The organism is Streptomyces sp. CA-251387 (assembly GCF_050936625.1).
In the GTDB taxonomy this organism is placed as follows: Bacteria; Actinomycetota; Actinomycetes; order Streptomycetales; family Streptomycetaceae; genus Streptomyces.
Genome location: NZ_JBNJMJ010000001.1, coordinates 1,347,487 through 1,371,437 on the forward strand (window position 1 = coordinate 1,347,487; position 23,951 = coordinate 1,371,437).

A 23,951-nucleotide genomic window follows, 5' to 3' on the forward strand; every position below is an offset into this window, starting at 1 on the left:
TGTCGCTTCCCCTGCTCAGCACTCGATGACGTTGACGGCTAGGCCGCCGCGCGCGGTCTCCTTGTACTTGACCTTCATGTCGGCGCCTGTCTCCTTCATGGTCTTGATGACCTTGTCGAGGGAGACGTGGTGGCGGCCGTCGCCGCGCAGGGCCATCCGGGCGGCGGTGACGGCCTTGACCGCGGCCATGCCGTTGCGTTCGATGCACGGGATCTGGACGAGTCCGCCGACCGGGTCGCAGGTGAGACCGAGGTTGTGTTCCATGCCGATCTCGGCGGCGTTCTCGACCTGTTCGGGGCTGCCGCCGAGGACCTCGGCGAGGCCTCCGGCCGCCATGGAGCAGGCGGAGCCGACCTCGCCCTGGCAGCCGACCTCGGCACCGGAGATGGACGCGTTCTCCTTGAAGAGCATGCCGATCGCCCCGGCGGCCAGCAGGAAGCGGACGATGCCCTCCTCGTCGGCGCCCGGCACGAAGTCGAGGTAGTAGCGCAGGACGGCGGGGATGATGCCTGCCGCGCCGTTCGTCGGAGCGGTGACGACCCGGCCGCCCGCGGCGTTCTCCTCGTTCACCGCCATGGCGTAGAGGGTCACCCACTCCATCGCGCGGCTCGCCCGGTCCCCCTCGCTGCGCAGGGCCCGAGCCGCCGCCGCGGCCCGACGACGGACCTTCAAGCCACCGGGAAGGATGCCCTCGCGGCCCAGGCCTCGGGAGACGCAGGCCTCCATGACCCGCCAGATCTCCAGCAGCCCCGCGCGGATCTCCTCCTCGGTGCGCCACGCCTTCTCGTTCTCCAGCATCAGCGCGGAGATCGACAGGCCGGTCTCCCGGGAGAGCCGCAGCAACTCGTCGCCCGTGCGGAACGGATGGGTCAGCACCGTGCCGTCGGGCTTGATGCGGTCCGCGCCGACCGCGTCCTCGTCCACGACGAAGCCGCCGCCCACCGAGTAGTACGTCTTCTCCAGCAGCGGCGCGCCGTCGGCGTCGTACGCGAAGAGGATCATGCCGTTGGCGTGGTACGGCAGCGAGCGCCGGCGGTGCAGGACCAACTGCGTCGGGACGTCGAAGTCGATCTCGTGGGCCGGGCCGATCTCGGCACCGAGGAGGCGGATGCGCCCGGTGCCGCGGATCCGCTCGACGTCGAGGTCGGCCTGTGCGACGTCGACCGTGTGCGGCTCGTTGCCCTCCAGGCCGAGCAGCACCGCGTTGGGGGTGCCGTGGCCGTGGCCGGTCGCACCGAGGGAGCCGAACAGCTCCGCCCGTACCGCGGCGGTCTGGGCGAGCACGCCGTCCTGCTTCAGTCTGGCCACGAACATCCCGGCGGCGCGCATCGGGCCGACGGTGTGCGAGCTGGACGGGCCGATGCCTATGGAGAACAGGTCGAAGACGCTGATTGCCACGCCATACTCCGGGGATTGGAGGGGCGTGACGAACAGTCACGGCACGCCCCTGCGGGAGGTTGTCGGTTACAGGCCGGGGTACAGCGGGTGCTTGTCGGCCAGGGCCTTGACCCGGGTCTTCAGTGCCTCCGCGTCGGCCTCCCCGAAGGGAGAAGGCGCCTTGAGCGCCTCGGCGATGACGTCCGCGACCTCGGCGAAGTCCTCGGCCGTGAAGCCGCGGGTGGCCAGGGCCGGCGTGCCGATCCGCAGACCGGACGTCACCATCGGCGGGCGCGGGTCGTTGGGGACGGCGTTGCGGTTGACCGTGATGCCGACCTCGTGGAGGCGGTCCTCGGCCTGCTGGCCGTCCAGCTCGGACTCGCGCAGGTCGACCAGGATCAGGTGCACGTCGGTGCCGCCGGACAGCACGTTCACGCCGGCCTCGCGGGCGTCCGCCGCGGTGAGCCGCTCGGCGAGGATCTTCGCGCCCTCGACCGTGCGGCGCTGGCGCTCCTTGAACTCCTCGCTCGCGGCCACCTTGAAGGAGACCGCCTTCGCCGCGATCACATGCTCCAGCGGACCGCCCTGGAAGCCCGGGAAGACCGACGAGTTCAGCTTCTTCGCGAAGTCCGTGCTGCGAGCGAGGATGATGCCGCCGCGCGGCCCGCCCAGCGTCTTGTGCGTAGTGGAGGTGACCACATCGGCGTACGGCACCGGGTTCTCGTGCAGCCCGGCCGCGACCAGACCGGCGAAGTGCGCCATGTCGACCCACAGGTACGCCTCGACCTCGTCGGCGATCCGGCGGAACTCGGCGAAGTCGAGCTGGCGGGGGTACGCCGACCAGCCCGCGATGATCACCTTCGGCCGGTGCTCCTTCGCCAGGCGCTCCAGCTCGGCCATGTCGACCAGGCCGGTCTCGGTGTCCACGTGGTACGCGACCACGTTGAACTGCTTGCCGGAGAAATTGATCTTCATGCCGTGGGTGAGGTGACCGCCGTGGGCGAGGTCCAGCCCCAGGATCGTGTCGCCGGGCTGGGCCAGGGCGAACAGAGCGGCCTGGTTGGCGGAAGCACCCGAGTGGGGCTGGACGTTGGCGTACTCGGCGCCGAACAGCTCCTTGATCCGGTCGATGGCGATCTGCTCGGCGACGTCGACGTGCTCGCAGCCGCCGTAGTAGCGCCGTCCCGGGTAGCCCTCGGCGTACTTGTTGGTCAGCACCGACCCCTGCGCCTCCATCACCGCGAGCGGCGCGAAGTTCTCGGAGGCGATCATCTCCAGGGTGGACTGCTGACGCTCCAGCTCGGCGTCGAGCGCGGCGGCGATGGCCGGGTCGAGCTCGTGCAGGGGCTGGTTGAACAGGGTCATCGGCGGTCTCCTCGGGTGTGGGCGCAGTGGGCGGCGTAGGCATCGGCGGACAGCGCGCCGGCGATGTTCTCGACCCGTAGCCTGAACAGCCAGCCGCCGGTGTAGGGGGCGGTGTTGACGGGGCCGGGGTCGTCGGCCAGCGCGGTGTTGACTTCCAGAACCCGGCCCGAGGCGGGGGCGTACAAGCCGCTGACGGCCGTCAGTGACTCGATCTGTCCGCAGCTCTCCCCCGCCTCGACCCAGGTGCCAACCTCGGGCAGCCGGAGGTGGACGACGTCACCGAGGGCGTTCGCCGCGAACGCGGTGATGCCGACGGTGGCGTTGCCCTCGTCCACGACCAGCCATTCGTGATCCCAGGTGTACCGCAGGTGCCGCGGAACGCTGAGGGCTGTCTCCCTTGGTTCCATGGGGAGTTGGGACGGTGAGCTCATGACACGACGGCCGCGGCGGCGGGGACGAGGGTGCGGCGGAGCCGGTTGAAGAACTTCGGCCGGTTGAGGGAGAGCACGGCGACGGGGGTGCCTTCCTGCCGGTAGACGGCCGTGAAGGAGCGGCTGTCGACGTCACCTTCGACGACTTCCGGCTCGGCGCCGGGGACGACGTGTCCGGCGAGCTGGATGCGCACCTGGTACTGGTCGGACCAGAAGTACGGCGCGGTGAGCGGGGCGGGGGCCGACACACCGTTCAGCAGTGTGCGGGTGGCGGTCTTCGCCTGCTCGGTGGCGTTGCTCCAGTGCTCGATGCGGGTGTGCCGTCCGGTGAACGGGTGGGGGCAGCGGGCGACGTCGCCGACGGCGACCACGCCCGGGACGCTCGTCGAGCAGCCGGTGTCGCACACCACGCCGTCGTCCACCTGCACCCCCGAACCGGCGAGCCAGTCGGTGGCGGGCCTGACCCCCACCCCGACCACGACGATGTCGGCGGGCAGCACCCGCCCGTCCGCCAGTCGTACGCCCGTGACCCGGCCGTCGCCGACGAGTCCCGCCACTGCGGTTCCGCACAGCAGACGAACCCCGTGATCGGTGTGGAGCGAGGAGCAGACCATCCCCATCTCGCGGCCGAGTTGACGTTCCAGCGGTACGTCGAGTGCCTCCACGACGGTGACGTGCAGCCCGAGCCGGTGGGCGGTGGACGCCACCTCGGCGCCGATGAAGCCGGCGCCGATGACGACGACCCTGGGCAGACCGTCCAGCAGTTCGGCACGGAGGGCCTGGGCATCGTCCAGGGTGCGCAGGGTGTGGACTCCGGCCAGCCCGTCCGTGCCGGGAAGCGTACGGGGACCGGCGCCGGTCGCGACGACGACGCCGTCGGTGCGCACATGCCGTCCTCCGGTCAGGGTGACGGTCCGGGCGGCGGGGTCGAGCCGGATCGCCCGCTCGCCGAGCAGCCACTGCACGTCCAGGTTCTCGTACTCGTCCGCGTCGCCGAGCGCGAGGGCGTCTGCGTCGATGTCGCCCTTGAGGAAGTCCTTGGACAGCGGGGGGCGGTCGTAGGGAGTGTGGCGCTCCTCCCCCACGACGACGATCTCGCCGTCGTAGCCCTCTGCGCGCAGCGCGCGGACCGTGCTCAGGCCTGCCAGCGACGCTCCGACGACGGTGATGCTCCTCATGCCGGCTCCAGAGAGAGGATGTCTCACATAACACAACGATATTCGCTATACGCAACATGCTTTCCGGTGCCCTCGCCCGTTGTCAAGGGAAGTGCAGCAGCCAGTTCGCAATGGCGCTCGATGTTGCAGATCGCGCAACGCGGTTGGGGGGAGCACAATGGCCCGCCCACCTGCCGGAGGGGCCGCAACAGCAGGTGGGCGGGCGGTACTGGGAGGCAGGGCGTGGCCCGGAGGGGCAGGGCGCGGCCTGGGGGGGCAGTGGGTGGCCCGGGGTCAGTGCTTGGGCCGTACGTCGAGCCTGTTCTGCAGCCAGGTGTGGAACTCGCCGATGTGGTGCTCGCTGGGCACCAGCACGCCGCCCTTGGCGTACGCCTTCGAGCTCATCGCCGGCTGGGTGCGCTCGCAGGCGTCGAAGTCCTGCTGATTGACCCGGTGGAACAGCTCCACCGAACGGTCCACGTCCTTGCCGCTCTCCACGACGTGCGGCAGGTACAGCCAGTCGCACTCGACGACCGTGCGGTCGGGTGCCATCGGGTACATCCGGTGGAAGATCACGTGGTCGGGCACCAGGTTGATGAAGACCTGCGGCCGGACGGTGATGGCGTAATAGCGGCGGTCCTGGTCCTCGGCGACGCCCGGAATGCGGTCGAGGCCCTCGGAGCCGTCGACGGTGAAGCCCTGGACGTCCTCACCGAACTCCGCCCCGTGGCCGACGTAGTACTGGGCGGCATAACCGTCCGCGAACTCCGGGAGCACTTCGGTGAGTTCGGGGTGGATGGTGGCGCAGTGGTAGCACTCCATGAAGTTCTCGATGATGAGCTTCCAGTTCGCCTTCACGTCGTAGGTGATACGGCGGCCCACCAGGAGGTTCTCGATGCCGTAGCGCTCGATCGACTCGAGGTCGCCGAGGCGCTCGACGACCGCGCGCTCCACGGCCGCCTCGAAGGACGGCGGGCTGTCGGCGAGGCACACCCACACATAGCCGAGCCACTCCCGCACATGGACGTTGATCAGGCCGTACTCGGTCCGGTCGAGGTCCGGCATCGACGTCAGGTTCGGGGCCGCGACCAGCTTGCCGTCCAGGCCGTAGGTCCAGGCGTGGTACGGACACTGGAAGGCGCGCTTGACCTCGCCGGACTCCTCGGTGCAGAGCTTGGCGCCGCGGTGCCGGCAGATGTTGAGGAACCCTTTGATCGAGCCGTCCCGCGAGCGGGAGATCAGCACGCTCTCGCGACCCACCTGGTAGGTGCGGAAGGCGCCTGGCTTGTCCAAGTCGGCGGCGCGGGCCACGCAGAACCACATGGCCTCGAAGACCCGCTCCTGCTCCTGGGCGAAGACCTCGGCGTCGGTGTAGTACTCACCGGACAGCGTGGGGATCAGGCTGGGCGGCAGGTTCGTGATGGTCATCGTGTCACCTTCGGAAGATCCGGGTTCGGAAGATTCAGACGCGTACGCGGCGCGGGTCGAACAGGGCGATGGGGTCGTCGGTGGTGCCTTCGGTGGCCAGGCCGCCGCTGGGGATGTTGTTCGATGCGCGTGGTCACAGGACCACCACCGAGCGCAGGACGTCGCCGTGGTGCATCTCGGCGAACGCGGCCTCCACGTCGTCCAGGGTGATCGTCTCGGTGACGAACTCGCCCAGATCGAAGCGGCCCCGGAGGTAGAGGTCGATCAGGGCGGGGAAGTCCCGGGAGGGCAGGCAGTCGCCGTACCAGGAGGACTTCAGCGCCCCGCCGCGGCCGAAGACGTCGAGGAGGGGCAGGTCGAGGGTCGGTTCCTGGGTGGGGACGCCGACCAGGACGGCGGTGCCGGCCAGGTCGCGGGCATAGAAGGCCTGCTTGAAGGTCTCGGGGCGGCCGACCGCGTCCACGACGACGTCGGCGCCGAAGCCTCCGGTCAGCTCGCGGATCGCCGCGACGGCGTCGGTCCGTGAGGAGTCGACGGTGTCGGTGGCGCCGAACTGCTCGGCCCACTTCAGCTTCCGCTCGTCGACGTCCACGGCGATGATGCGGGAGGCGCCTGCCACCTTGGCGCCCGCGATCGCGGCCATACCACGCCGCCGCAGCCGATCACCGCGATCGAATCGCCGCGCCCTACGCCGCCGGTGTTGACGGCGGCACCGAACCCGGCCATGACCCCGCAGCCGAGCAGGCCGGCCGCGGCGGGCGAGGCGGTCGGGTCCACCTTGGTGCACTGTCCGGCGGCGACCAGGGTCTTCTCGGCGAAGGCACCGATGCCGAGGGCCGGGGACAGCGGGGTGCCGTCGGCCAGGGTCATCGGCTGCGTGGCGTTGTGGGTGGCGAAGCAGTACCACGGCTTGCCCTTGCCGCAGGACCGACATGTGCCGCAGACGGCACGCCAGTTGAGGATGACGAAGTCGCCGGGCGCGACATCGGTGACGCCCTCGCCGACCGCCTCTACGACACCCGCTGCCTCGTGGCCGAGCAGGAACGGGAACTGGTCGTTGATCCCGCCCTCGCGGTAGTGCAGGTCGGTGTGACAGACGCCGCAGGCCTGCACCCGCACCAGCGCCTCACCGGAGCCGGGGTCCGGCACCAGGACGGTCTCCACCGAGACCGGTGCGCCCTTCTTCCGGGCGACGACGGCGCGTACCTCGTGTGTCACGGTCGATCTCCTCGTCGAGGGGACGGCCGAATGCGATCTTCGGGATCTTCGGCCTGATGTTCTGGATGGCGGGGGGAGAGAGAACTTCACCCGAGGCCGGGTGGGTCCAGGGGGCGCCACGCCCGCAGAGTTGCGTACTACACAACTCTCTTCGTCATAAGCAACGATCGAACTGTCTCCCTGCGGACACTCACTGTCAAGAGGTTGGTCGCGCGAACTTGCCATCCCGTCGGAAAACGGACTCCACAGACAGCGGCACCAGCATGAGGGCGAGCGGTCACACGACGACGGGGCGGCCGTCCCACCGACTGGCCGAGGACCAGCTGCCAGAGGTCTCCGCCGCGACCCTTCTCGCGCGGCCCCGACGAGCCGGTCACCATCGGCCAGTGAGCGAGAGCCGCGCGCCGGCCAACAGGAACTGCACGATCGCCTTCCGCTGACGAACGGGCAGCCCTAGAGTGCGCGGAGGCAGTCGGCGTCAAGGGCCCGGCCGGCCCCCTGTCCGGCCTCCGCGGCCCCTCGTGACACACCGACGAATGCGTATAGTTGCGCTATGAGCAACTACACCGCAGATAGCGAAACAGCAGCTCCCGCGGTGAACGGCGTGCAGTCCGTCGACCGCGCCGTCAGCGTCCTGGAGATCCTCGCCCAGCGCGGCGAGGCGGGCGTCAGCGAGGTGGCCGCCGAGATCGACGTGCACAAGTCGACCGCGTTCCGGCTGCTCGGGGCCCTGGAGGCGCGCGGCCTGGTCGAGCAGACGGCCGAGCGGGGCAAGTACCGGCTGGGCTTCGGGATCGTGCGCCTGGCCGGCGCGGTCACGGGGCGCCTCGACATCACGCAGCAGGGCCGGCCGGTGTGCGAGCGGCTCAGCGAGGAGGTCGGCGAGACGGTCAACATCGCGGTCCTGCAGGAGCACTACGCCGTCAACCTCTACCAGGTGCGCGGCCCGGGCGCGGTCGGCACGCACAACTGGGTCGGGCAGCTGACCCCGGTGCACGCCACGTCCAGCGGCAAGATCCTTCTGGCCCACCTCTCGGAGAAGGAGCGCGCCGACGTGCTCGCGGCCTCGGGGACGCGGAAGCTGACGGCGCACACCCTGACCTCCAGGGCGAAGCTGGAGAAGAATCTCGCCGAGGCGCGGGAGCGGGGGTACGCGGTCGCGCTGGAGGAGCTCGAGATCGGGTTGCACGCCATGGCCGCCCCGATCCGCTCCCGTGACGGCGAGGTGATCGCCGCCCTCAGCGCCTCGGGACCCACATACCGCTTCACCGAGGAACGCGTGCACGAGCTCGCACCCGTTCTGATCAAGGGCGCGGAAGACATCAGCCGCCGGATGGGTTATCTGGGCTGAGCCTCCACAGGGACACCCAGCGATGGGGCGACCGTGTCGAGGCCGCCGCCGCCTTCGATCAGCGGGGCGAAAATCAATGCGCAAAGCCCTGTGGGAGCCCCCCTACGGAGCTCCCACAGGGGTGACGGGGCAGTCCCGTCCCTGCTGCTCAGACGTATTCCGTCGCCGCGTCGAGCAGCCAGTCCGCCAGATAGCCGGCGAACGTCGAGCGCACCAGGATCCAGAATCCGGCCCTCCGTTCGTCCCGGGCGACCAGGACGACCTGCGTGCGGCCCAGGGTCGTCTGGGCGCAGCGTCCGGCGCCGAAGACCCGCGGATGCAGATCCAGCGGACAGCCGTGGGCCAGCAGGTCATGGGCGCGAGGGCCCGAGACGAGGAGCGTGGTGCGCTGCGCGGAGACATCGGTGACCGAGACGGGCTGGTCCTCCGCTGCCTCCCGGATGCGGCTCTCCAGATCCCGCTCGCTGCCCGGGGGACCCACCAGCAGCCATTCGTCAGGGCCGAGCCACAGCGCGGTCAACTCCCCGCGCGGACGACGGTGTTCGGCTGGAGCGGCAGTTGCAGGTCCAGGGCGAGCCCGACGGCTTCCGCCGCCGCTCCCTTGGCGTCCAGGCGCACGTTGAGCTGGGCCAGGAAGGGGAGTTCGGCCAGCCGGATCGCACCCCCGGACCCGTGGGTCGCGGCGGCCAGCCGGTCGGCGACGCCCGACAGCGGGCTGCGGAGCGGGGCGGTAAGGGCGGTCTCAGCCATCGCGGCGTGCTCCCTCGGGGTCGTAGAGGACAGGGCCGGCCACGGTCACCGGCACCAGTTGGTCGCCGACGGGGGCGTACAGCCGCTCGCCGATGCGGTCCCGGCCGCCCTTGATCAGGGCGAGCGCGAACGTCCGGCCCAGGGCGGCGCTGCGGTAGCTGGAGGTGACATGGCCGAGCATGGGGACGGGCGGGGTCGGCAGCACACCCTCGGCGACCAGGTGGGTGCCCTCCGGGAGGAAGGTCCCCGGGTCCTCGGGGAGGAGGCCGACCAGGTGCTTGCGGTCGGGGCGGGACGTGTCGGCGCGGGCGTGGGACCGCTTGCCGATGAAGTCCGGCTTCTTCTTCGACACCACCCAGCTCATGCCGAGGTCCTGGGGGGTGACGGTGCCGTCGGTGTCCTGGCCGATGATGGGGTAGCCCTTCTCGGCGCGCAGGACGTGCATGGTCTCCGTGCCGTACGGGGTGATGCCGTACGGGGCCCCGGCCTCGTACACCGCCTCCCACAGGGCGAGGGCCTGCCACGGTGACACGTTGATCTCGAAGGCGAGTTCGCCGGAGAAGCTGATCCGGCAGACCCGGGCCTCGATGCCCGCGACGGTCGTCTCACGCCAGGCCATGAAGGGGAAGTCCTCGTTGGCCACGGCGAGTTGCGGCGCGAGTGCGGCGAGGACCGCACGCGACTTCGGGCCGACCAGGGCCACCGTGGCCCACTGCTCGGTCACGGAGGTGCAGTGGACCTTCAGCTCGGGCCACTCGGTCTGGAGCCACTCCTCCATCCAGTCGAGTACGGCGGCGGCGTTGCCCGTCGTGGTGGTGACCAGGAAGCGGTCCTGGGCGACGCGGATGACCGTGCCGTCGTCGAAGACCATGCCGTCCGGGCGGCACATGACGCCGTAGCGGATCATGCCGACCTTCAGGGTGCTCATCATGTTGGTGTAGAGCCGGTCGAGGAAGACGCCGGCGTCCGGGCCCTGCACGTCGATCTTGCCGAGGGTGGAGGCGTCCATGAAGCCCACGCTCTCGCGGGTCGCGGCGCATTCACGCAGTACGGCGGCCTCCATGTCCTCGCCGTTCTGCGGGTAGTACCAAGGGCGCTTCCACTGGCCGACGTTCTCGAACAGGGCGCCGTGCGCGACATGCCACTCGTGGATGGCCGTCGTGCGAACCGGATCGCTCAGCGCGCCCCGGTCGCGGCCCGCGAGGGCGGCGAAGGAGACCGGGGTGTACGGCGGGCGGAACGTGGTCGTGCCGAGCGCCGAGATGTCCACGCCGAGGAGTTCCGCGACGACACCGCTGGCCAGGACGCCGGAGGTCTTGCCCTGGTCGTTGGCGGTGCCGGCGGTGGTGTAGCGCTTGGTGTGCTCGACCGAGCGCAGGCCGGCGCCGGTCGCGCGGGTCAGGTCGTCGACGGTGACGTCGCGCTGGAGGTCGACGAACCGGGGGGCGTCTGTGTCACCCGGGACGACGTACACGTGCATCGGCGGCGTCTGCCGCGGCTGCGCGGGCACTTCCGGCAGGCGCGGTGCCTCGGGCGGGTAGCCCTCGGCCTCGACGGCGCGGGCCCCGGCGGCCGCGCCCTGTGCCAGGACGGTGGCCGGGTCGAGGACACCGCTCGCGCTGCCGACGACCTCGACCGCCTGACGGGTGGTGTCGGGGACGAAGGAACCCAGCGTGTCGTCGTAGCGCAGCTTGCCGCCCGACTGGCTGAACAGGTGCGCCACCGGGTTCCAGCCGCCGGAGACCAACAGCAGATCGGCGGCGAACTCCCGCTGCCCCGCGGACTCTCCGTACGGGGCGACGGTCACGGCGGTGAGGCGCGCGTCGCCTTCCGTGCCGGTGACGGCGTGGCCGGGCAGGACTTCGATACCGGCCGCCCTCGCGCGCTCGGCCCACTCCCCCGGTTCGGGGCGGGTGTCGACGATCGCCGCGACGGCCAGGCCTGCCGAGGCGAGGTCCAGCGCCGCCTCGTACGCGCTGTCGTTGGTCGTGAAGACGACCGCGTGGCGGCCGGGCAGGACGCCTTGGCGGTTGACGTGGGTGCGGGCCGAGGAGGCCAGCATCACGCCGGGGCGGTCGTTGTTCGCGAAGGCCAGCGAGCGCTCGTGGGCGCCGGTGGCGAGGACGACCCGTCGGGCGCGGATGCGCCAGACGCGTTCGCGGGAGACGTTCTCGGGGGCGTCGGCGCCGAGGTGGTTGGTGCGGCGCTCGACGGCGAGGAGGTGGTTGTCGTCGTAGTAGCCGAAGACGGTGGTGCGGGGCAGGACGCGGACCTCGGGGGCGGCGTCGAGCTGCTCCGTCACTTCCCGCACCCAGTCGAGGTGTTCGGCCGTACCGAGGAGGCTGCCGCCGAATTCCGGCTGATCGTCGGCGAGGATGACGCGGGCGCCGCTGTTCGCTGCCGCCGCGGCTGCCGCGAGGCCGGCCGGGCCGGCGCCGACGATCAGCAGGTCGCAGTGGGCGTGCACGGCGTCGTAGCGGGCCGGGTCCGGGTCGGTGGCGAGGCGGCCCTGGCCGGGGAGGCTGGTCGCGACCAGGCCGTCGTAGAGCTCGACGGTCGTGGCGGGGAGCATCGGCTCCGGGAAGGGCTCCTCGATCTGGATGACCGCGTTGGGCTCTTCGACGCCGGCGGAGAAGATGCCTCGGGGGCGGCCGAGCTTGATGCTGGTGCCGGTCTGGATGACGCCGTTGGCGAGGAGGGCGGAGGCGAGGGTGTCGCCTCGGAAGCCTCGGTATTCAGTGCCGTCGAAGGTGAAGGTGAGGGGGGTGTCGCGGTCGATTCGGCCGCGGGTCGCGTGGCGGAAGGGCTGGGTTGTCTCGCCCCCGCCGCCCCTACCCGTCCCATCCTGAAGGGGCTCCGCCCCTTCGACCCCGCCAGGGGGCTCCGCCCCCTGGACCCCCGTCGGCCCTGAAGGGGCCTTGTCCTCAAACGCCGGACGGGCTGATACAACCTGCCTCGGCTGAACAGTTGCCGGGCGTTCCTCGCCCGACCGGTACACCGCCAGAACCTCGTTCGTCGACGTGTCCCGCACCGCGTTGAACCAGCGGCGGCAGCCCGCCGCGTGGCTCCAGCGCTCGGCGAAGGGGCCCTTCGGGTTGTCGCGGAAGAACAGATAGCGGGCCCACTCCTCGTCGGAGAGGGACGCCGGGTCCTCCGGGTACGGCACGTGGGCCTGGCCGCCGTAGTGGAACTCGGCCTCGTCGCGGGGCCCGCACCACGGGCAGGGGATGAGCAGCATGGATCGGCTCCCAGATTCCAGTGGTCCTAGTGGGCCACCGCGGCCGCGCCGTGCTCGTCGACGAGCGCGCCGGTGGTGAAACGGTCGAGCGAGAAGGGGGCGTTGAGGGCGTGCGGGGTGTCGTTGGCGATGGTGTGGGCGTAGACCCAGCCGACGCCCGGGGTGGCTTTGAAACCGCCCGTTCCCCAGCCGCAGTTGAGGTAGAGGTTGTCGACGGGGCTGAGCCCGATGATCGGGGAGGCGTCGGGGCTGACGTCGACGATGCCGCCCCAGGTGCGCAGGACGTGGGCGCGGGCGAAGACCGGGAAGAGCTCCAGGGCCGCCGACATCTGCTCTTCGATGATGTGGAAGGCGCCGCGCTGGGTGTACGAGTTGTACGCGTCGATGCCCGCGCCCATGACCAGCTCGCCCTTGTGGGCCTGGCTGACGTACACGTGGACCGCGTTGGACATGACGACGGTCGGGTGCACGGGCTCCAGGAGCTCCGACACCAGCGCCTGCAACGGGTGGCTCTGGACGGGGAGTTCGATGCCCGCCATGGCGGCGAGGACCGAGGTGTGGCCCGCCGAGCAGAGCGCGACCTTGCCGGCGGCGATGGGGCCGAGGCTGGTCTGGACTCCGACCACTCGACCACCGACCACGTCGAGGCCCGTGACCTCGCAGTTCTGGATGATGTCGATGCCCGCCGCATCCGCCGAGCGGGCCAGGCCCCAGGCCACGTAGTCGTGCTTGGCGATGCCTGCACGCGGCTGGTACGTGGCGCCCAGGACCGGGTAGCGCACGTCCTGCGAGATGTTGACGATCGGGCAGACTTCCTTGACGCCGTCCGCGTCGAGCCACTCCGCGTCCACGCCGTTGAGGCGGTTCGCCTCGACGCGGCGCACGCTGTCGCGGACGTCCTGGAGGCTGTGGGCGAGGTTCAGCACGCCGCGCTGGGAGAAGAGGATCGGGTAGTCGAGCTCCTCCGCCAGGCCTTCCCACAGCTTGAGTGCGTGCTCGTAGATTCCGGCGCTCTCGTCCCACAGGTAGTTGGAGCGGATGATCGTGGTGTTGCGGGCCATGTTGCCGCCCGCGAGCCAGCCCTTCTCCAGCACCGCGACATTGGTGATGCCGTGGTTCCTGGCGAGGTAGTGCGCGGTGGCGAGGCCGTGGCCGCCGCCGCCGACGATCACCACGTCGTACGACTTCTTGGGCTCGGGATTACGCCACAGGAAGTCGGGGTGGTCGGGGAGGTCGGCGCCGGGGATACGGGAGCTCATCGGACGTCTCCGTCTTCTGAAAGGGCGTCTGCGAGGTGCGGATGCTGCGGGTGCTTGGGGACGTTCGCGTTCATACGGCGGTGGCGTTCCTCTCGGCGGCCTCGACGACGTTGGCGAGCAACATCGCCCGGGTCATGGGGCCCACGCCGCCGGGCATGGGCGCGATCCATCCGGCGACCTGGGCGGCGTCCGGGTGGATGTCGCCGACCAGGCCCTGGTCGGTGCGGGTGATGCCGACGTCCAGGACCGCGGCGCCGGGGCGCAGCATGTCCTTGGTGACGAGTCCGGGCGAACCGGCGGCGGCGATGACGATGTCCGCCTCGCGTACGTGCCAGGCCAGTCCCTTGGTGCCGGTGTGGCACAGGGTGACGGTGGCGTTCTCGGAGCGGCGGGTGAGGAGGAGGCCGATCGGGCGTCCGACGGTGATGCCGCGGCCGATCACGCACACCCTCGCGCCGGCGAGCGGCACCTCGTGGCGGCGGAGCAGTTCGACGATGCCGCGCGGGGTGCACGGCAGCGGTGCCTCGACGCCCAGGGTGAGCCGGCCGAGGTTGACGGGGTGCAGGCCGTCGGCGTCCTTGGCCGGGTCCGTGCGTTCCAGTACGGCGTTGGCGTCCAGGTGGCGCGGCAGCGGGAGCTGGACGATGTAGCCGGTGCAGGCCGGGTCGGCGTTGAGCTCGTCGATCGTCTTCTCGACCTGCTCCTGTGAGGCGTCGGCGGGCAGGTCCCGGCGGATGGAGGCGATGCCGACCTGCGCGCAGTCGCGGTGCTTGCCGGCGACGTAGGCACGGCTGCCGGGGTCGTCGCCGACCAGGACCGTGCCCAGGCCCGGCGGGCGGCCGCTCGTGGCCGTCAACTTGGCCACGCGCTCCGCGAGTTCGCGGCGGATGTCGGCGGCGGTCGCCTTGCCGTCGAGCAGCTGTGCGTTCACCGGCGGTGTTCCTTCCCTCGGAGTCGACGCGGGGTGTCAGCCGCGGAGACGGGACATCGTGGGGTCGAACAGGGGCTCCTCGGCGACGACCGCCTCCACGCGCTGGTCGAAGTAGCCGATCTGCAGGGGCGTGCCGGGGGTGGCCAGCTCGGCCGGGAGCCAGGCATAGGCGATGCCCTGGTCGATGGTGTAGCCGTAGGCGGCGCTGGTGACGTAGCCGACCGCTCGGTCGCCGTCGTACACGGGCTCCTTGCCCAGGACCACCGCATGCGGGTCGTCGATGGTGAGGCAGGTCAGCCTGCGCCGGACGTCGGACTTACGGCGCTCCAGCGCCGCCTTGCCGATGAAGTCGCCCTTGTCGAGCTTGACGGCGAAGCCGACGCCGGCCTCGTAGGGGTCGTGCTCGTAGGTCATGTCGGTGCCGAAGGAGCGGTAGCCCTTCTCCAGGCGGAGGCTGTTGAAGGCGCCGCGGCCGGCGATGACGCCGCCGAGGGGCCTCGCCGCCTCCCACAGGGTGTCCCACAGCTTCAGGCCCTGGTCGGCGGTGGTGTACAGCTCCCAGCCGAGTTCACCGACGTAACTCAGGCGCATCGCCGTCACCGGAACGCTGCCGATGTAGGCGCGCTTGACACGGAAGTACTTGAGGCCGTCGTTGGTGAAGTCCTCGTCCGTCAGCGGCTGGAGGACCTTGCGGGCCAGCGGGCCCCACAGGCCGATGCAGCAGGTGCCCGGCGTGATGTCGCGGACCTGGACCGTGCCGTCCGCGGGGAGGTGGCGGGTGAACCAGTCGAGGTCGAGGTTGCCGTTGGCGCCGACCTGGAAGAGGTCGCGGGCGAGGCGGGCGACGGTGATGTCGCTGCGGATGCCGCCGTCGTGATCGAGGAGCAGGGTGTACGTGACCGAGCCGACCGACTTGGCGACCTTGCCGGTGCACAGGCGCTCCAGGAACTCGGCGGAGCCGGGGCCGCTCACCTCCAGGCGCTTGAGGGCCGTCATGTCGTACATCGCGACGGTCTCGCGGGTGGCCTGCGCCTCGGCGCCGACGATGGGCGACCAGAACTGGGCGGCCCAGTCGTTCGGGGTGGGGATGGAACGGCCCTCGACCAGCTTCGCGTTGGCCTCGTACCACTGCGGGCGCTCCCAGCCGTTCGCCTCCAGGAAGAAGGCGCCCAGCTCCTGCTGGCGGGCGTGGAAGGGGCTCGTGCGGATCGGGCGCGGCTTCCCGGAGGGCTGGAGGGGGTGGAGGATGTCGTACACCTCGACGAAGTTCTGGCAGTCGCGGGCCAGGACGTACTCCGGGGACAGCTGGTGCGGCTCGAAGCGGTTGACGTCGCACTCGTGGAGGTCGAAGGACGAGCAGTGGCCGTCGACCAGCCACTCGGCCATGGCCCGGCCGACGCCCGCGGAGTGGGTGACCCAGACGGCCTCGGCGACCCAGAAGCCCTTGACGTCCGGGGACTCGCCGAGCAGCGGGAAGTTGTCGGTGGTGAAGGAGAACAGTCCGTTGATGCCCTCCTCGATCTTCGCCTCGCGCGTCGAGGGGAGCAGGGACTGGGTCTCGGTCCAGGCATCCTCGAAGTCCTCCTCGGTGAACTTCAGGACCGAGGGCATCTCGTCGGCCTCGTCCACGGAGAGGATGTCGTCGGCGGAGATCGGCATCGGACGGTGGCCGTAGTAGCCGATGCCCAGGCCGTCGAAGCGGTCGCGGTAGTAGAGGTCGGCGTCCTGGTGGCGCAGGATCGGGCGGACCGCCTCCTCGGTCTGGCCGGCGAGGGCCGGGACGGGGCCGGTCCAGGCGAGCTGGTGGGCCAGCGGGGTCAGCGGCAGGTTCATACCGACCATGCGGGCGATCTTCGGGCCCCAGATGCCGGCGCAGCACACGACGATGTCGGCTTCCAGGTCGCCCTGGTCGGTGCGGACGCCGGTCACCTCGCCGTCGGCCGTGAGGATGTCGAGGACCTCGTGGCGGGCGAGGAAGCGCACGCCGCGCTCGGTGGCGCGGCGGATCTGCGCCTCGACGGCGAGTACGGCCTTGGCGAGGCCGTCGGTCGGGACGAGGAGGCCGCCGAGGACCCTGTCGCGGTTGACCAGCGGGTGCTGCTCGACGCACTCGTCGGCGGTGAGGATCCGGGACTCGATGCCCCAGGCGGTGATCCAGCCGTGCCGGCGGTGCAGTTCCGCGAGGCGCTCGGGCGTGGTCGCCACTTCCAGACCGCCGACCTGCAGGAAGCAGGGCTTGCCGCCGACGTCGAGGGAGCAGAACTTCTCGACGGTGTAGCGGGCCAGCTCCGTCATGGTCTTCGAGGAGTTCGTCTGGAAGACCAGGCCGGGGGCGTGCGAGGTCGAGCCCCCGGTGGCCGGGAGCGGCCCCTGGTCGACCACGGTCACCTCGGTCCAGCCCCGCGCCGAGATCTCGTCCGCGAGCGCCGCGCCGACGACTCCCGCTCCGATGATGACCACACGCGGTCCCGCCATCGCCGCACCTCCGGTTGAGTTGCTTTCTGCGCAACGTGATTCAGGTTGCGCAACTCAATGTGCCTGCCGTGCAGGTGGGTGTCAAGAGGTCCGGTGACGTCGGACAACGCACTGGAAAACAGCCTGGAAAACGGGAATGCCCGGTGGGCGGCGCGCGTCCGAGCGCACCACCCACCGGGCATCCGTGAAGGACCTACTTGATCCAGGCCTCCACCTTGTCCCGGTTGGCCTCGACCCACTTCTTCGCCGCCGCCTCGGGTGTCATCTTGTCCACCGCGATGTACTTGGCCACGATGTTCTGGTCCTCGTTGGTCCAGGTGAAGTTCTTGACCAGGTCATAGGCCGGGCTGCCCGACTTGGCGAACTTCGCGCTGACGATCTTGTCCAGCTTGTACACGGGGTAGTCGCAGTCGACCTTCTCGGCGTCGGCGTCGCAGCCCTCCTTGTACTCGGGCAGCTTGACCTTCTCCAGCGGCACCTCGGACATGAACCACTGCGGCTCGTAGAAGTAGCCGATCACCCATTCCTTGTTCTTCTCCGCCTTGCGGAAGGCCTGGATGAGCGCGGTCTCGCTGCCCGCGTACACGACCTTGAAGTCCAGCTTCAGGTTCTTCACCAGCGCCTCGTCGTTGGTGACGAACGACGGGTCGCCGTCGAGGAGCTGGCCCTTGCCGCCGGACTCGGACGTCTTGAACTCGGCCGCGTACTTGTTGAGGTTGTTCCAGTCGAGGATGTCCGGGTGCTCCTTGGCCAGCCACGGCGGCACGTACCAGCCGATGAGGCCTTCGTTGCCGGTCGGGCCGGCGTCGACGGCGGTCTTCTGGTCGGTGATGTACTTCTTCTTCAGGTCGTCGTGACCCCAGTTCTCGACGACGGCGTCGACCTCGCCGGTCCCGAAGCCCTGCCAGGCGATCTCTTCCTTGAGGTCCTTCTTGGTGACCTTGCAGCCGAGGTCCTGCTCGGCGACGTACGCGATGACCGCCGCGTTGGCCTCGTAGCCCACCCACGGGTTGACCGCGAGGTTGAAGGTGCCGCACTTGCCGGAGCTGCCCGAGCCGCCGGCGTCCGAGGAGCTGTCACCGACCTTCGCACCGCCGCAGGCGGTGAGGGTGAGCCCGAGAACAGCCGCGCCCGCTATGCCGGCCGTGCCGACTCTCCACTGTCTTGCTTGCCTTGCCATGGTCAGTTGCTCCTTACGCGCTGGTACGCCGCGCCGCTGCCTGAGTGATCCGGTCGAACATGACTCCGAGAAGGACGATGGCGAGCCCTGCGGCGAGCCCCTTCCCGAACAACTGCCCCTGCGAGAAGCCGGCCACGACGTCGTAGCCGAGGGCGCCTGCCCCCACCAGGCCGCCCACCACAACCATCGACAGCACATAGATCAGGCCCTGGTTGGTAGCGAGAGTCAGGGCGCCGCGTGCCATCGGCAGTTGAACCTTGGTGATGATCTGCCAGGTGTTGCACCCGGCGGAGGTGGCCGCCTCCACGGTCGTCGCGGGCACGTTCCGTACGCCGTCCGCGATGATCTTCATGGCGACGGGAGCCGCGTAGACGACCGCGGCGACGATCGCCGTGAAGCGGGTCGCGCCGAACAGCGCGAGGAACGGCACGAGATAGACGAACGGCGGCATGACCTGTGCCGCGTCCAGTGTGGGCCGGATCAGCCGGTCCACCAGCGCGCTGCGTCCCATCCAGACGCCGAAGACGACGCCGAGCAGCATCACGAGCACCGTGGCGACGAGGGTGGACGCCAGCGTCGTCATGCCGTCCGACCACACTCCGGTGCCGACCAGCAGGCCCACGCACACCGCCGTGGTGACCCCGGCGCGCCAGCCGCCGAGGACGACGGCGAGCGCGATCAGGGCCGCGCCGACGAGCCACCACGGGGAGTCGGTGAGCAGCGCCTGGAACGGGTTGAGCAGACTGTTGGTGATGGCGTCCCGGAAGGCGTTGGTGATGCCCGAGAGGTTGTCCTGCACCCAGGTGGTCACGCTGTCCGCCGTGCTCCTGATGGTGCTGCCGGTGCTCCCCTCGCCGGGGAACTCCGCCGCCCACAGATAGGTGTGGGACAGATAGGCCAGGACCGCCGTGACCGCCGCACCTGCCGCCAGCAGCGGGCGTCGCCAGGTCAGGAAGCGGTTCTTCGAACGGCGGGCGGCCTCCGCGCGTGCGCTCGCCGCGGTGGTGACGCGGTCCAGCACAATGGCCATGACGACGATGGCCAGACCCGCGTTGAAGGCCGTGCCGACGTCGAGCGTCTGGAGTGCCTGGACGACGGTCTTGCCGAGGCCGGGCGCGTCGATCAGGGCGGCGATGGTCACCATGGCCAGGGCAGCCATGATGGTCTGGTTGACGCCCATCACCACGGTCCGCTTGGACATCGGCAGCAGGACCTTCATGAGGGACTGCCGTCGCGTGGCACCCAGCGAGTCGGCCGCCTCGACCGTCGTCTCCGGTACGGAGCGGATGGCGTGCGCGGTGATGCGGATCGTCGGCGGCGCCGCGTAGATCAGCGTGGCGATCGTGGCGGAGGCCGGCCCGATCTGGAAGAACAGGGTCAGCGGGGCCAGGTAGACGAAGGTCGGCATGGTCTGCATGAGGTCCAGGAAGGGCGTCACGAACCGGTTGAACCGGTCGGACAGCCCCGCCCACACACCCAGCGGGATCGCGATCACCAGCGCCACGAAGACGGCGGAGACGGTGAGCGCCAGGGTGTCCATGCTCTCCTGCCACAGGCCCTGCAGGCCCAGGAAGGTGAAGCCGGCCACCGCCAGCAGCGCGACCCTCCAGTTGCCCACGGCCCAGGAGACATAGCCCGCGATGCCGACGACACCGAGCCAGCCGATCTGCGGGACGGGGCGTCCGGCGGGCGCCTGCGAGATCAGCTCCTGGATGAAGGTCACCAGGGTGTCGATGACCAGGCGGATCTCGTTGAAGAAGTACAGGAAAACGGGGTTGGAGTTGCGGTTGGCGCCGATGGAGTCGTTGACGTCGTTGAACCACCGGTGCAGATCGGTGAGGTCGGCCGCCGCCAGGGCGAGGGTCTGCTTGCCGCGCAGCAGAAGGAACAGCACCAGCCAGACGACCAGGGTGGCGCCGACCACCATGGACCGGCTGACCTTGCGTGTCTCTTTGACGGGAGCGGCCGGCTCGGGTGCCTGTGTCTTCTCGGGTTTCTCGACGGCGACGGTCATCACGCGCCGCCTTCCTGCCCGGCGACCACCGCGAGGATCTCCTCGTCGCCGACGATGCCGAGCAGCTTGCCGTTCTCGACGACCTTGACCGGCTTGTCGGCCGCAAGCACCGCCCGGGTGGCCTCCTTCACCACGACGTCCGGGCCCAGCTCGGGACCGTCCAGGGCGTCGCCGTCCTCCACGGGCCGCATGATCCAGCGCAGGGTGAGCACATCGCCGCGCGGCACGTCCTTCACGAACTCGCGTACGTAGTCGTCGGCCGGGGCGCCCACCAGTTCGTCGCCGGTGCCGCACTGGACCATCTTGCCGTCGCGCATGATGAGGATGCGGTCGCCCAGCTTGAGGGCCTCGGAGAGGTCGTGGGTGATGAACACCATCGTCTTGCCGACCTCGTGGTGCAGCCGGATGACCTCGTTCTGCATGTCACGCCGGATCAGCGGGTCGAGCGCCGAGAACGGCTCGTCGAAGAAGAGCACGTCCGGATCACCGGCCAGCGCCCGGGCCAGGCCCACGCGCTGCTGCATGCCGCCGGAGAGCTGGTCGGGGTAGGAGTTCTCGTAGCCCGCGAGGCCGACCAGCTCGACGACCTCCTGGGCCCGCCTGGTGCGCTCGGCCCTGCCCATGCCCCGGATCTCCAGACCGAACGCCACGTTGTCCACGACGCGGCGGTGGGGCAGCAGACCGAAGTGCTGGAAGACCATGGAGAACTTGCGGCGCCGCAGATCGCGCAGGCGCTTGTCGTCCGCCTGACGGATGTCCTCGCCCTCGAAGACGACCTCACCGGCGGTGGGTTCGATCAGCCGGGTCAGACATCGCACCAACGTCGACTTGCCCGAACCGGACAGGCCCATCACGACGAAGACCTCGCCGGGCGAGACGTCGAAGTGGACGTCGCGTACGGCGGCGGTGCATCCGGTGCGGTCCATGAGCTCGCGGCGGGTGAGCCCGCGCAGCTCCTCGGAGTCCGGCACCTGGTCGGCCTTCGGCCCGAACACCTTCCACAGCCTGCGCACGGATATGACCGGGGTGGAGCCCGAGTCCTGGGGCGTGCCGCGCCGCTGCGGCACCTCGGTCTGTGTGGTCACGTTCGACCTTCTTTCGGCGTTCAGCCGCGGAACCAGTGCTGCGGCCGGGGTTGGATGTTCTGCCAGATGTGTTTGGGCTCTCGGTACTCGTTCAGGCCAGTCGGTCCCAGCTCCCGGCCCACGCCGGAGTGCCCGAAGCCACCCCATTCCGCTTGCGGCACATAGGGGTGGTAGTCGTTGATCCACACCGTGCCGTGGCGCAGCCGCCGGGCCACCCGCTGGGCCTTGCCGGCGTCCTGCGTCCACACGGCTCCGGCGAGCCCGTACTCGGTGTCGTTGGCGATGCGTACGGCGTCGTCCTCGCCGGTGAAGCGCTCCACCGTGAGGACGGGCCCGAACGACTCCTCGTGCACGACGCGCATGTCCTGCCGGCACTCGTCGAGCACGGTCGGCGGGTAGTAGTGGCCGTTCGCCAGCGCGGGATCGTCGGGCCGTGCGCCGCCGCAGCGCAGTACGGCGCCCTCGGCGAGGCCGGCCGCGACGTACGCCTCGACCTTCGCCAGGTGCTGTGCGGAGATCAGCGCCCCGGTCTCGGCGTCGGGGTCGAAGGGCCCGCCGAGGCGGATCTGGCGGGCGCGGCGGACGACCTCGTCGACGAAGCGGTCGTGCAGGGAGTCCTCGACGATCAGCCGCGCCCCGGCCGAGCAGACCTGGCCCGAGTGCAGGAAGACGGCCGTGAGGGCGAAGTCCACGGCCGTCTCGAAGTCGGCGTCGGCGAAGACGACATTGGGATTCTTGCCGCCGAGCTCCAGCGCGACCTTCTTCACGGTCGCGGCGGCGGTGGCCATGATGCGCTTGCCGGTCTCCAGGCCGCCGGTGAAGGAGACCATGTCGACGGCGGGGTCCTCGGAGAGCGGTGCGCCCACCTCGGGTCCCGTGCCCAGGACGAGATTGGCGGCGCCGGCCGGAAGCCCGGCCTCCTCCAGTGCCCGCATCAGCAGGATCGAGGTGGAGGGGGTGAGCTCGCTGGGCTTGAGGACGATCGTGTTGCCGGCCAGCAGCGCCGGGGCGACCTTCCAACTCGCCTGCAGCAGCGGGTAGTTCCACGGAGTGATCAGTCCGCACACCCCGACCGGCTCGTACACGACGCGGCTGACGGCGTCGTCCCGGCCGGTGTCGATCACCCGGCCGGCGTCCGTGCCGCCGAGCCCGCCGTAGTAGCGGAAGCAGGAGACGACGTCGGCGATGTCGTACTCGCTCTCCACCAGCCGCTTGCCGGTGTCCAGGGATTCGGCGCGGGCGAATTCCTTGGCATCGCGCTCGATGAGGTCGGCCGTGCGCAGCAGCAGCGCGCCACGCTCCCGTTCGGAGGTGTTCGGCCAGGGCCCCTCGTCGAAGGCGCGGCGGGCCGCGGCGATCGCCGCCTCGGTGTCGGGGCGTGTCGCCTCCGAGACGGTCGCCGCGAGCGTGCCGTCAGCGGGACATCGGATCTCCCGGTGCCCGCCGGCCACGGGGTCCCGCCATTCGCCATCCACGTACAGGTCTGCCACGCGCCGAGCCTTTCAACTGAAATTCGTTGCGCATCGTGCACCCGATTGCTTGTGGTGGAACACCCTGGCGAATGTCCAGACAGACGTCAAGAGGTTCGCCGATGACGATTTGGCCATGCGATCACTTACCCGGCCACCCTTGACCACAAGCGTCGCCGCGCGGACCATGTTGCGTATCGCTCACCATGTTGTGCATTACGCACCGACGGAGGCCGCTTATGTCCCCTCGACCGCAACCTGGCCGTGAGTACGTCCTCACCCTCTCCTGTCCCGACAGCGCCGGACTGGTCCACGCCGTGAGCGGCTATCTCGTCAGGAACTCCGGCAACATCCTGGAGAGCCAGCAGTTCGATGATCGACTCCAGGGCCGTTTCTTCATGAGGGTCCACTTCGACGTTTCCGATCCGGACGCCGGTCTGGAACAACTGCGTTACCGGTTCGGCCCCGTCGCCCAGGCCTACGGCATCTCCTGGAGCCTGCGCGAGGCGGCCACGCCGACCCGGACGCTGATCATGGTGTCCAAGTTCGGCCACTGTCTGAACGACCTGCTCTTCCGCCGGCGCACCGGCGCCCTCAACATCGAGATCCCCGCGATCGTCTCCAACCACCGGGACTTCGAGGGCCTCGCGGAGACGTACGGCATCCCCTTCCACCACATCCCGGTGACCAAGGAGACCAAGCCCGAGGCCGAGGCACGGCTGCTGGAGCTCGTGCGGGAGCTGGACATCGACCTGGTGGTACTGGCCCGCTACATGCAGGTCCTCTCCGACGACCTGTGCAAGGAGCTGGAGGGCCGCGCCATCAACATCCACCACTCCTTCCTGCCCAGTTTCAAGGGCGCACGCCCCTACGAGCAGGCCTACCGGCGCGGAGTGAAGCTCGTCGGCGCGACGGCCCACTATGTGACGCCGGACCTGGACGAGGGCCAGATCATCGAGCAGGACGTGGTCCGGGTGGACCACTCCCTCGACCCCGGCGACCTGGTCACGGTCGGGCGGGACGTGGAGGCACAGGTACTCGCGCACGCGGTGAAGTGGCACAGCGAGAGCCGCGTGATGGTGGACGGCAACCGCACGGTGGTCTTCCGCTGAGCCGCACGCACACGGGGGCGGGACCGAATTCCGGTCCCGCCCCCGTCGTATGCCCATCCCCCGTCGTATGTCCCTCCCTCGTCGTATACGGCCCCGGGCGCACCGCCCCTC

The 23,951-nt window shown here is 70.0% G+C and carries 15 protein-coding genes and 2 pseudogenes; 2 read left to right on the plus strand and 15 right to left on the minus strand.

The window, feature by feature from the left end; translation table 11 throughout:
- Positions 1-15: 15 nt before the first annotated feature.
- The 6 genes and pseudogenes from ACQEV2_RS05875 to ACQEV2_RS05900 all read right to left on the minus strand — a co-directional run bounded on the left by ACQEV2_RS05875 (position 16) and on the right by ACQEV2_RS05900 (position 6,976).
- Positions 16-1,398, minus strand: a complete 1,383-nt coding sequence (locus tag ACQEV2_RS05875; protein WP_433037232.1) for an L-serine ammonia-lyase — start codon at positions 1,396-1,398, stop codon at positions 16-18.
- Positions 1,399-1,464: 66 nt separating this feature from the next.
- A complete protein-coding gene (gene glyA / locus ACQEV2_RS05880) occupies positions 1,465-2,742 on the minus strand; it encodes a serine hydroxymethyltransferase (RefSeq protein WP_433037234.1) in 1,278 nt (425 codons plus the stop codon).
- Positions 2,739-3,173: a glycine cleavage system protein GcvH gene (gene gcvH, locus ACQEV2_RS05885; protein ID WP_433037236.1), complete on the minus strand. Its 435-nt coding sequence runs from the start codon at positions 3,171-3,173 to the stop codon at positions 2,739-2,741. Before gcvH ends, glyA begins: the two co-directional genes overlap by 4 nt.
- A complete protein-coding gene (locus ACQEV2_RS05890) occupies positions 3,170-4,351 on the minus strand; it encodes an NAD(P)/FAD-dependent oxidoreductase (protein ID WP_433037238.1) in 1,182 nt (393 codons plus the stop codon). Before ACQEV2_RS05890 ends, gcvH begins: the two co-directional genes overlap by 4 nt.
- Before the next feature lie 273 nt (positions 4,352-4,624).
- The gene (locus ACQEV2_RS05895) at positions 4,625-5,758 is read right to left on the minus strand and encodes an aromatic ring-hydroxylating oxygenase subunit alpha (RefSeq protein WP_433037240.1); all 1,134 of its coding nucleotides are present in this window, start codon (positions 5,756-5,758) and stop codon (positions 4,625-4,627) included.
- A gap of 133 nt (positions 5,759-5,891) precedes the next feature.
- Positions 5,892-6,976 (minus strand): annotated as a pseudogene (locus ACQEV2_RS05900) (S-(hydroxymethyl)mycothiol dehydrogenase).
- 553 nt (positions 6,977-7,529) lie between these two features.
- On the opposite strand from ACQEV2_RS05900, the gene ACQEV2_RS05905 reads away from it, so the two are divergent.
- Complete coding sequence (locus ACQEV2_RS05905) at positions 7,530-8,327, plus strand: IclR family transcriptional regulator (protein ID WP_433037242.1); 798 nt, start codon at positions 7,530-7,532, stop codon at positions 8,325-8,327.
- 148 nt (positions 8,328-8,475) lie between these two features.
- Here the strand turns inward: ACQEV2_RS05905 and ACQEV2_RS05910 are convergent.
- The 9 genes and pseudogenes from ACQEV2_RS05910 to ACQEV2_RS05950 all read right to left on the minus strand — a co-directional run bounded on the left by ACQEV2_RS05910 (position 8,476) and on the right by ACQEV2_RS05950 (position 22,749).
- Positions 8,476-9,077 (minus strand): annotated as a pseudogene (locus ACQEV2_RS05910) (sarcosine oxidase subunit gamma).
- Positions 9,070-12,315 carry a sarcosine oxidase subunit alpha family protein gene (locus ACQEV2_RS05915; RefSeq protein ID WP_433037244.1) on the minus strand — a complete coding sequence of 1,082 codons (3,246 nt, stop codon included), beginning with the start codon at positions 12,313-12,315 and terminating at the stop codon, positions 9,070-9,072. Before ACQEV2_RS05915 ends, ACQEV2_RS05910 begins: the two are co-directional and overlap by 8 nt.
- Positions 12,316-12,341: 26 nt before the next feature.
- The gene (locus ACQEV2_RS05920) at positions 12,342-13,574 is read right to left on the minus strand and encodes a sarcosine oxidase subunit beta family protein (protein ID WP_433037246.1); all 1,233 of its coding nucleotides are present in this window, start codon (positions 13,572-13,574) and stop codon (positions 12,342-12,344) included.
- A gap of 70 nt (positions 13,575-13,644) precedes the next feature.
- Complete coding sequence (locus ACQEV2_RS05925; RefSeq protein WP_433037248.1) at positions 13,645-14,505, minus strand: bifunctional methylenetetrahydrofolate dehydrogenase/methenyltetrahydrofolate cyclohydrolase; 861 nt, start codon at positions 14,503-14,505, stop codon at positions 13,645-13,647.
- A gap of 36 nt (positions 14,506-14,541) precedes the next feature.
- A complete protein-coding gene (locus ACQEV2_RS05930) occupies positions 14,542-16,980 on the minus strand; it encodes a GcvT family protein (RefSeq protein ID WP_433037250.1) in 2,439 nt (812 codons plus the stop codon).
- 193 nt (positions 16,981-17,173) lie between these two features.
- Positions 17,174-18,160, minus strand: a complete 987-nt coding sequence (locus ACQEV2_RS05935) for an ABC transporter substrate-binding protein (protein ID WP_433037252.1) — start codon at positions 18,158-18,160, stop codon at positions 17,174-17,176.
- A gap of 13 nt (positions 18,161-18,173) precedes the next feature.
- On the minus strand, positions 18,174-20,174 hold the full coding sequence (locus ACQEV2_RS05940) for an ABC transporter permease (RefSeq protein ID WP_433037253.1): 2,001 nt from the start codon (positions 20,172-20,174) through the stop codon (positions 18,174-18,176).
- The gene (locus ACQEV2_RS05945; RefSeq protein WP_433037255.1) at positions 20,174-21,259 is read right to left on the minus strand and encodes a quaternary amine ABC transporter ATP-binding protein; all 1,086 of its coding nucleotides are present in this window, start codon (positions 21,257-21,259) and stop codon (positions 20,174-20,176) included. The genes ACQEV2_RS05940 and ACQEV2_RS05945 overlap by 1 nt, the downstream gene beginning before the upstream one ends.
- A 20-nt stretch (positions 21,260-21,279) precedes the next feature.
- Positions 21,280-22,749: an aldehyde dehydrogenase family protein gene (locus tag ACQEV2_RS05950; protein WP_433037257.1), complete on the minus strand. Its 1,470-nt coding sequence runs from the start codon at positions 22,747-22,749 to the stop codon at positions 21,280-21,282.
- Between the two features lie 218 nt (positions 22,750-22,967).
- Between ACQEV2_RS05950 and purU the strand changes: the two genes are divergently transcribed.
- Entirely contained in the window at positions 22,968-23,840 is an 873-nt protein-coding gene (gene purU / locus ACQEV2_RS05955; RefSeq protein ID WP_433037259.1) for a formyltetrahydrofolate deformylase, read from the plus strand.
- The last annotated feature ends 111 nt before the right edge of the window (positions 23,841-23,951 follow it).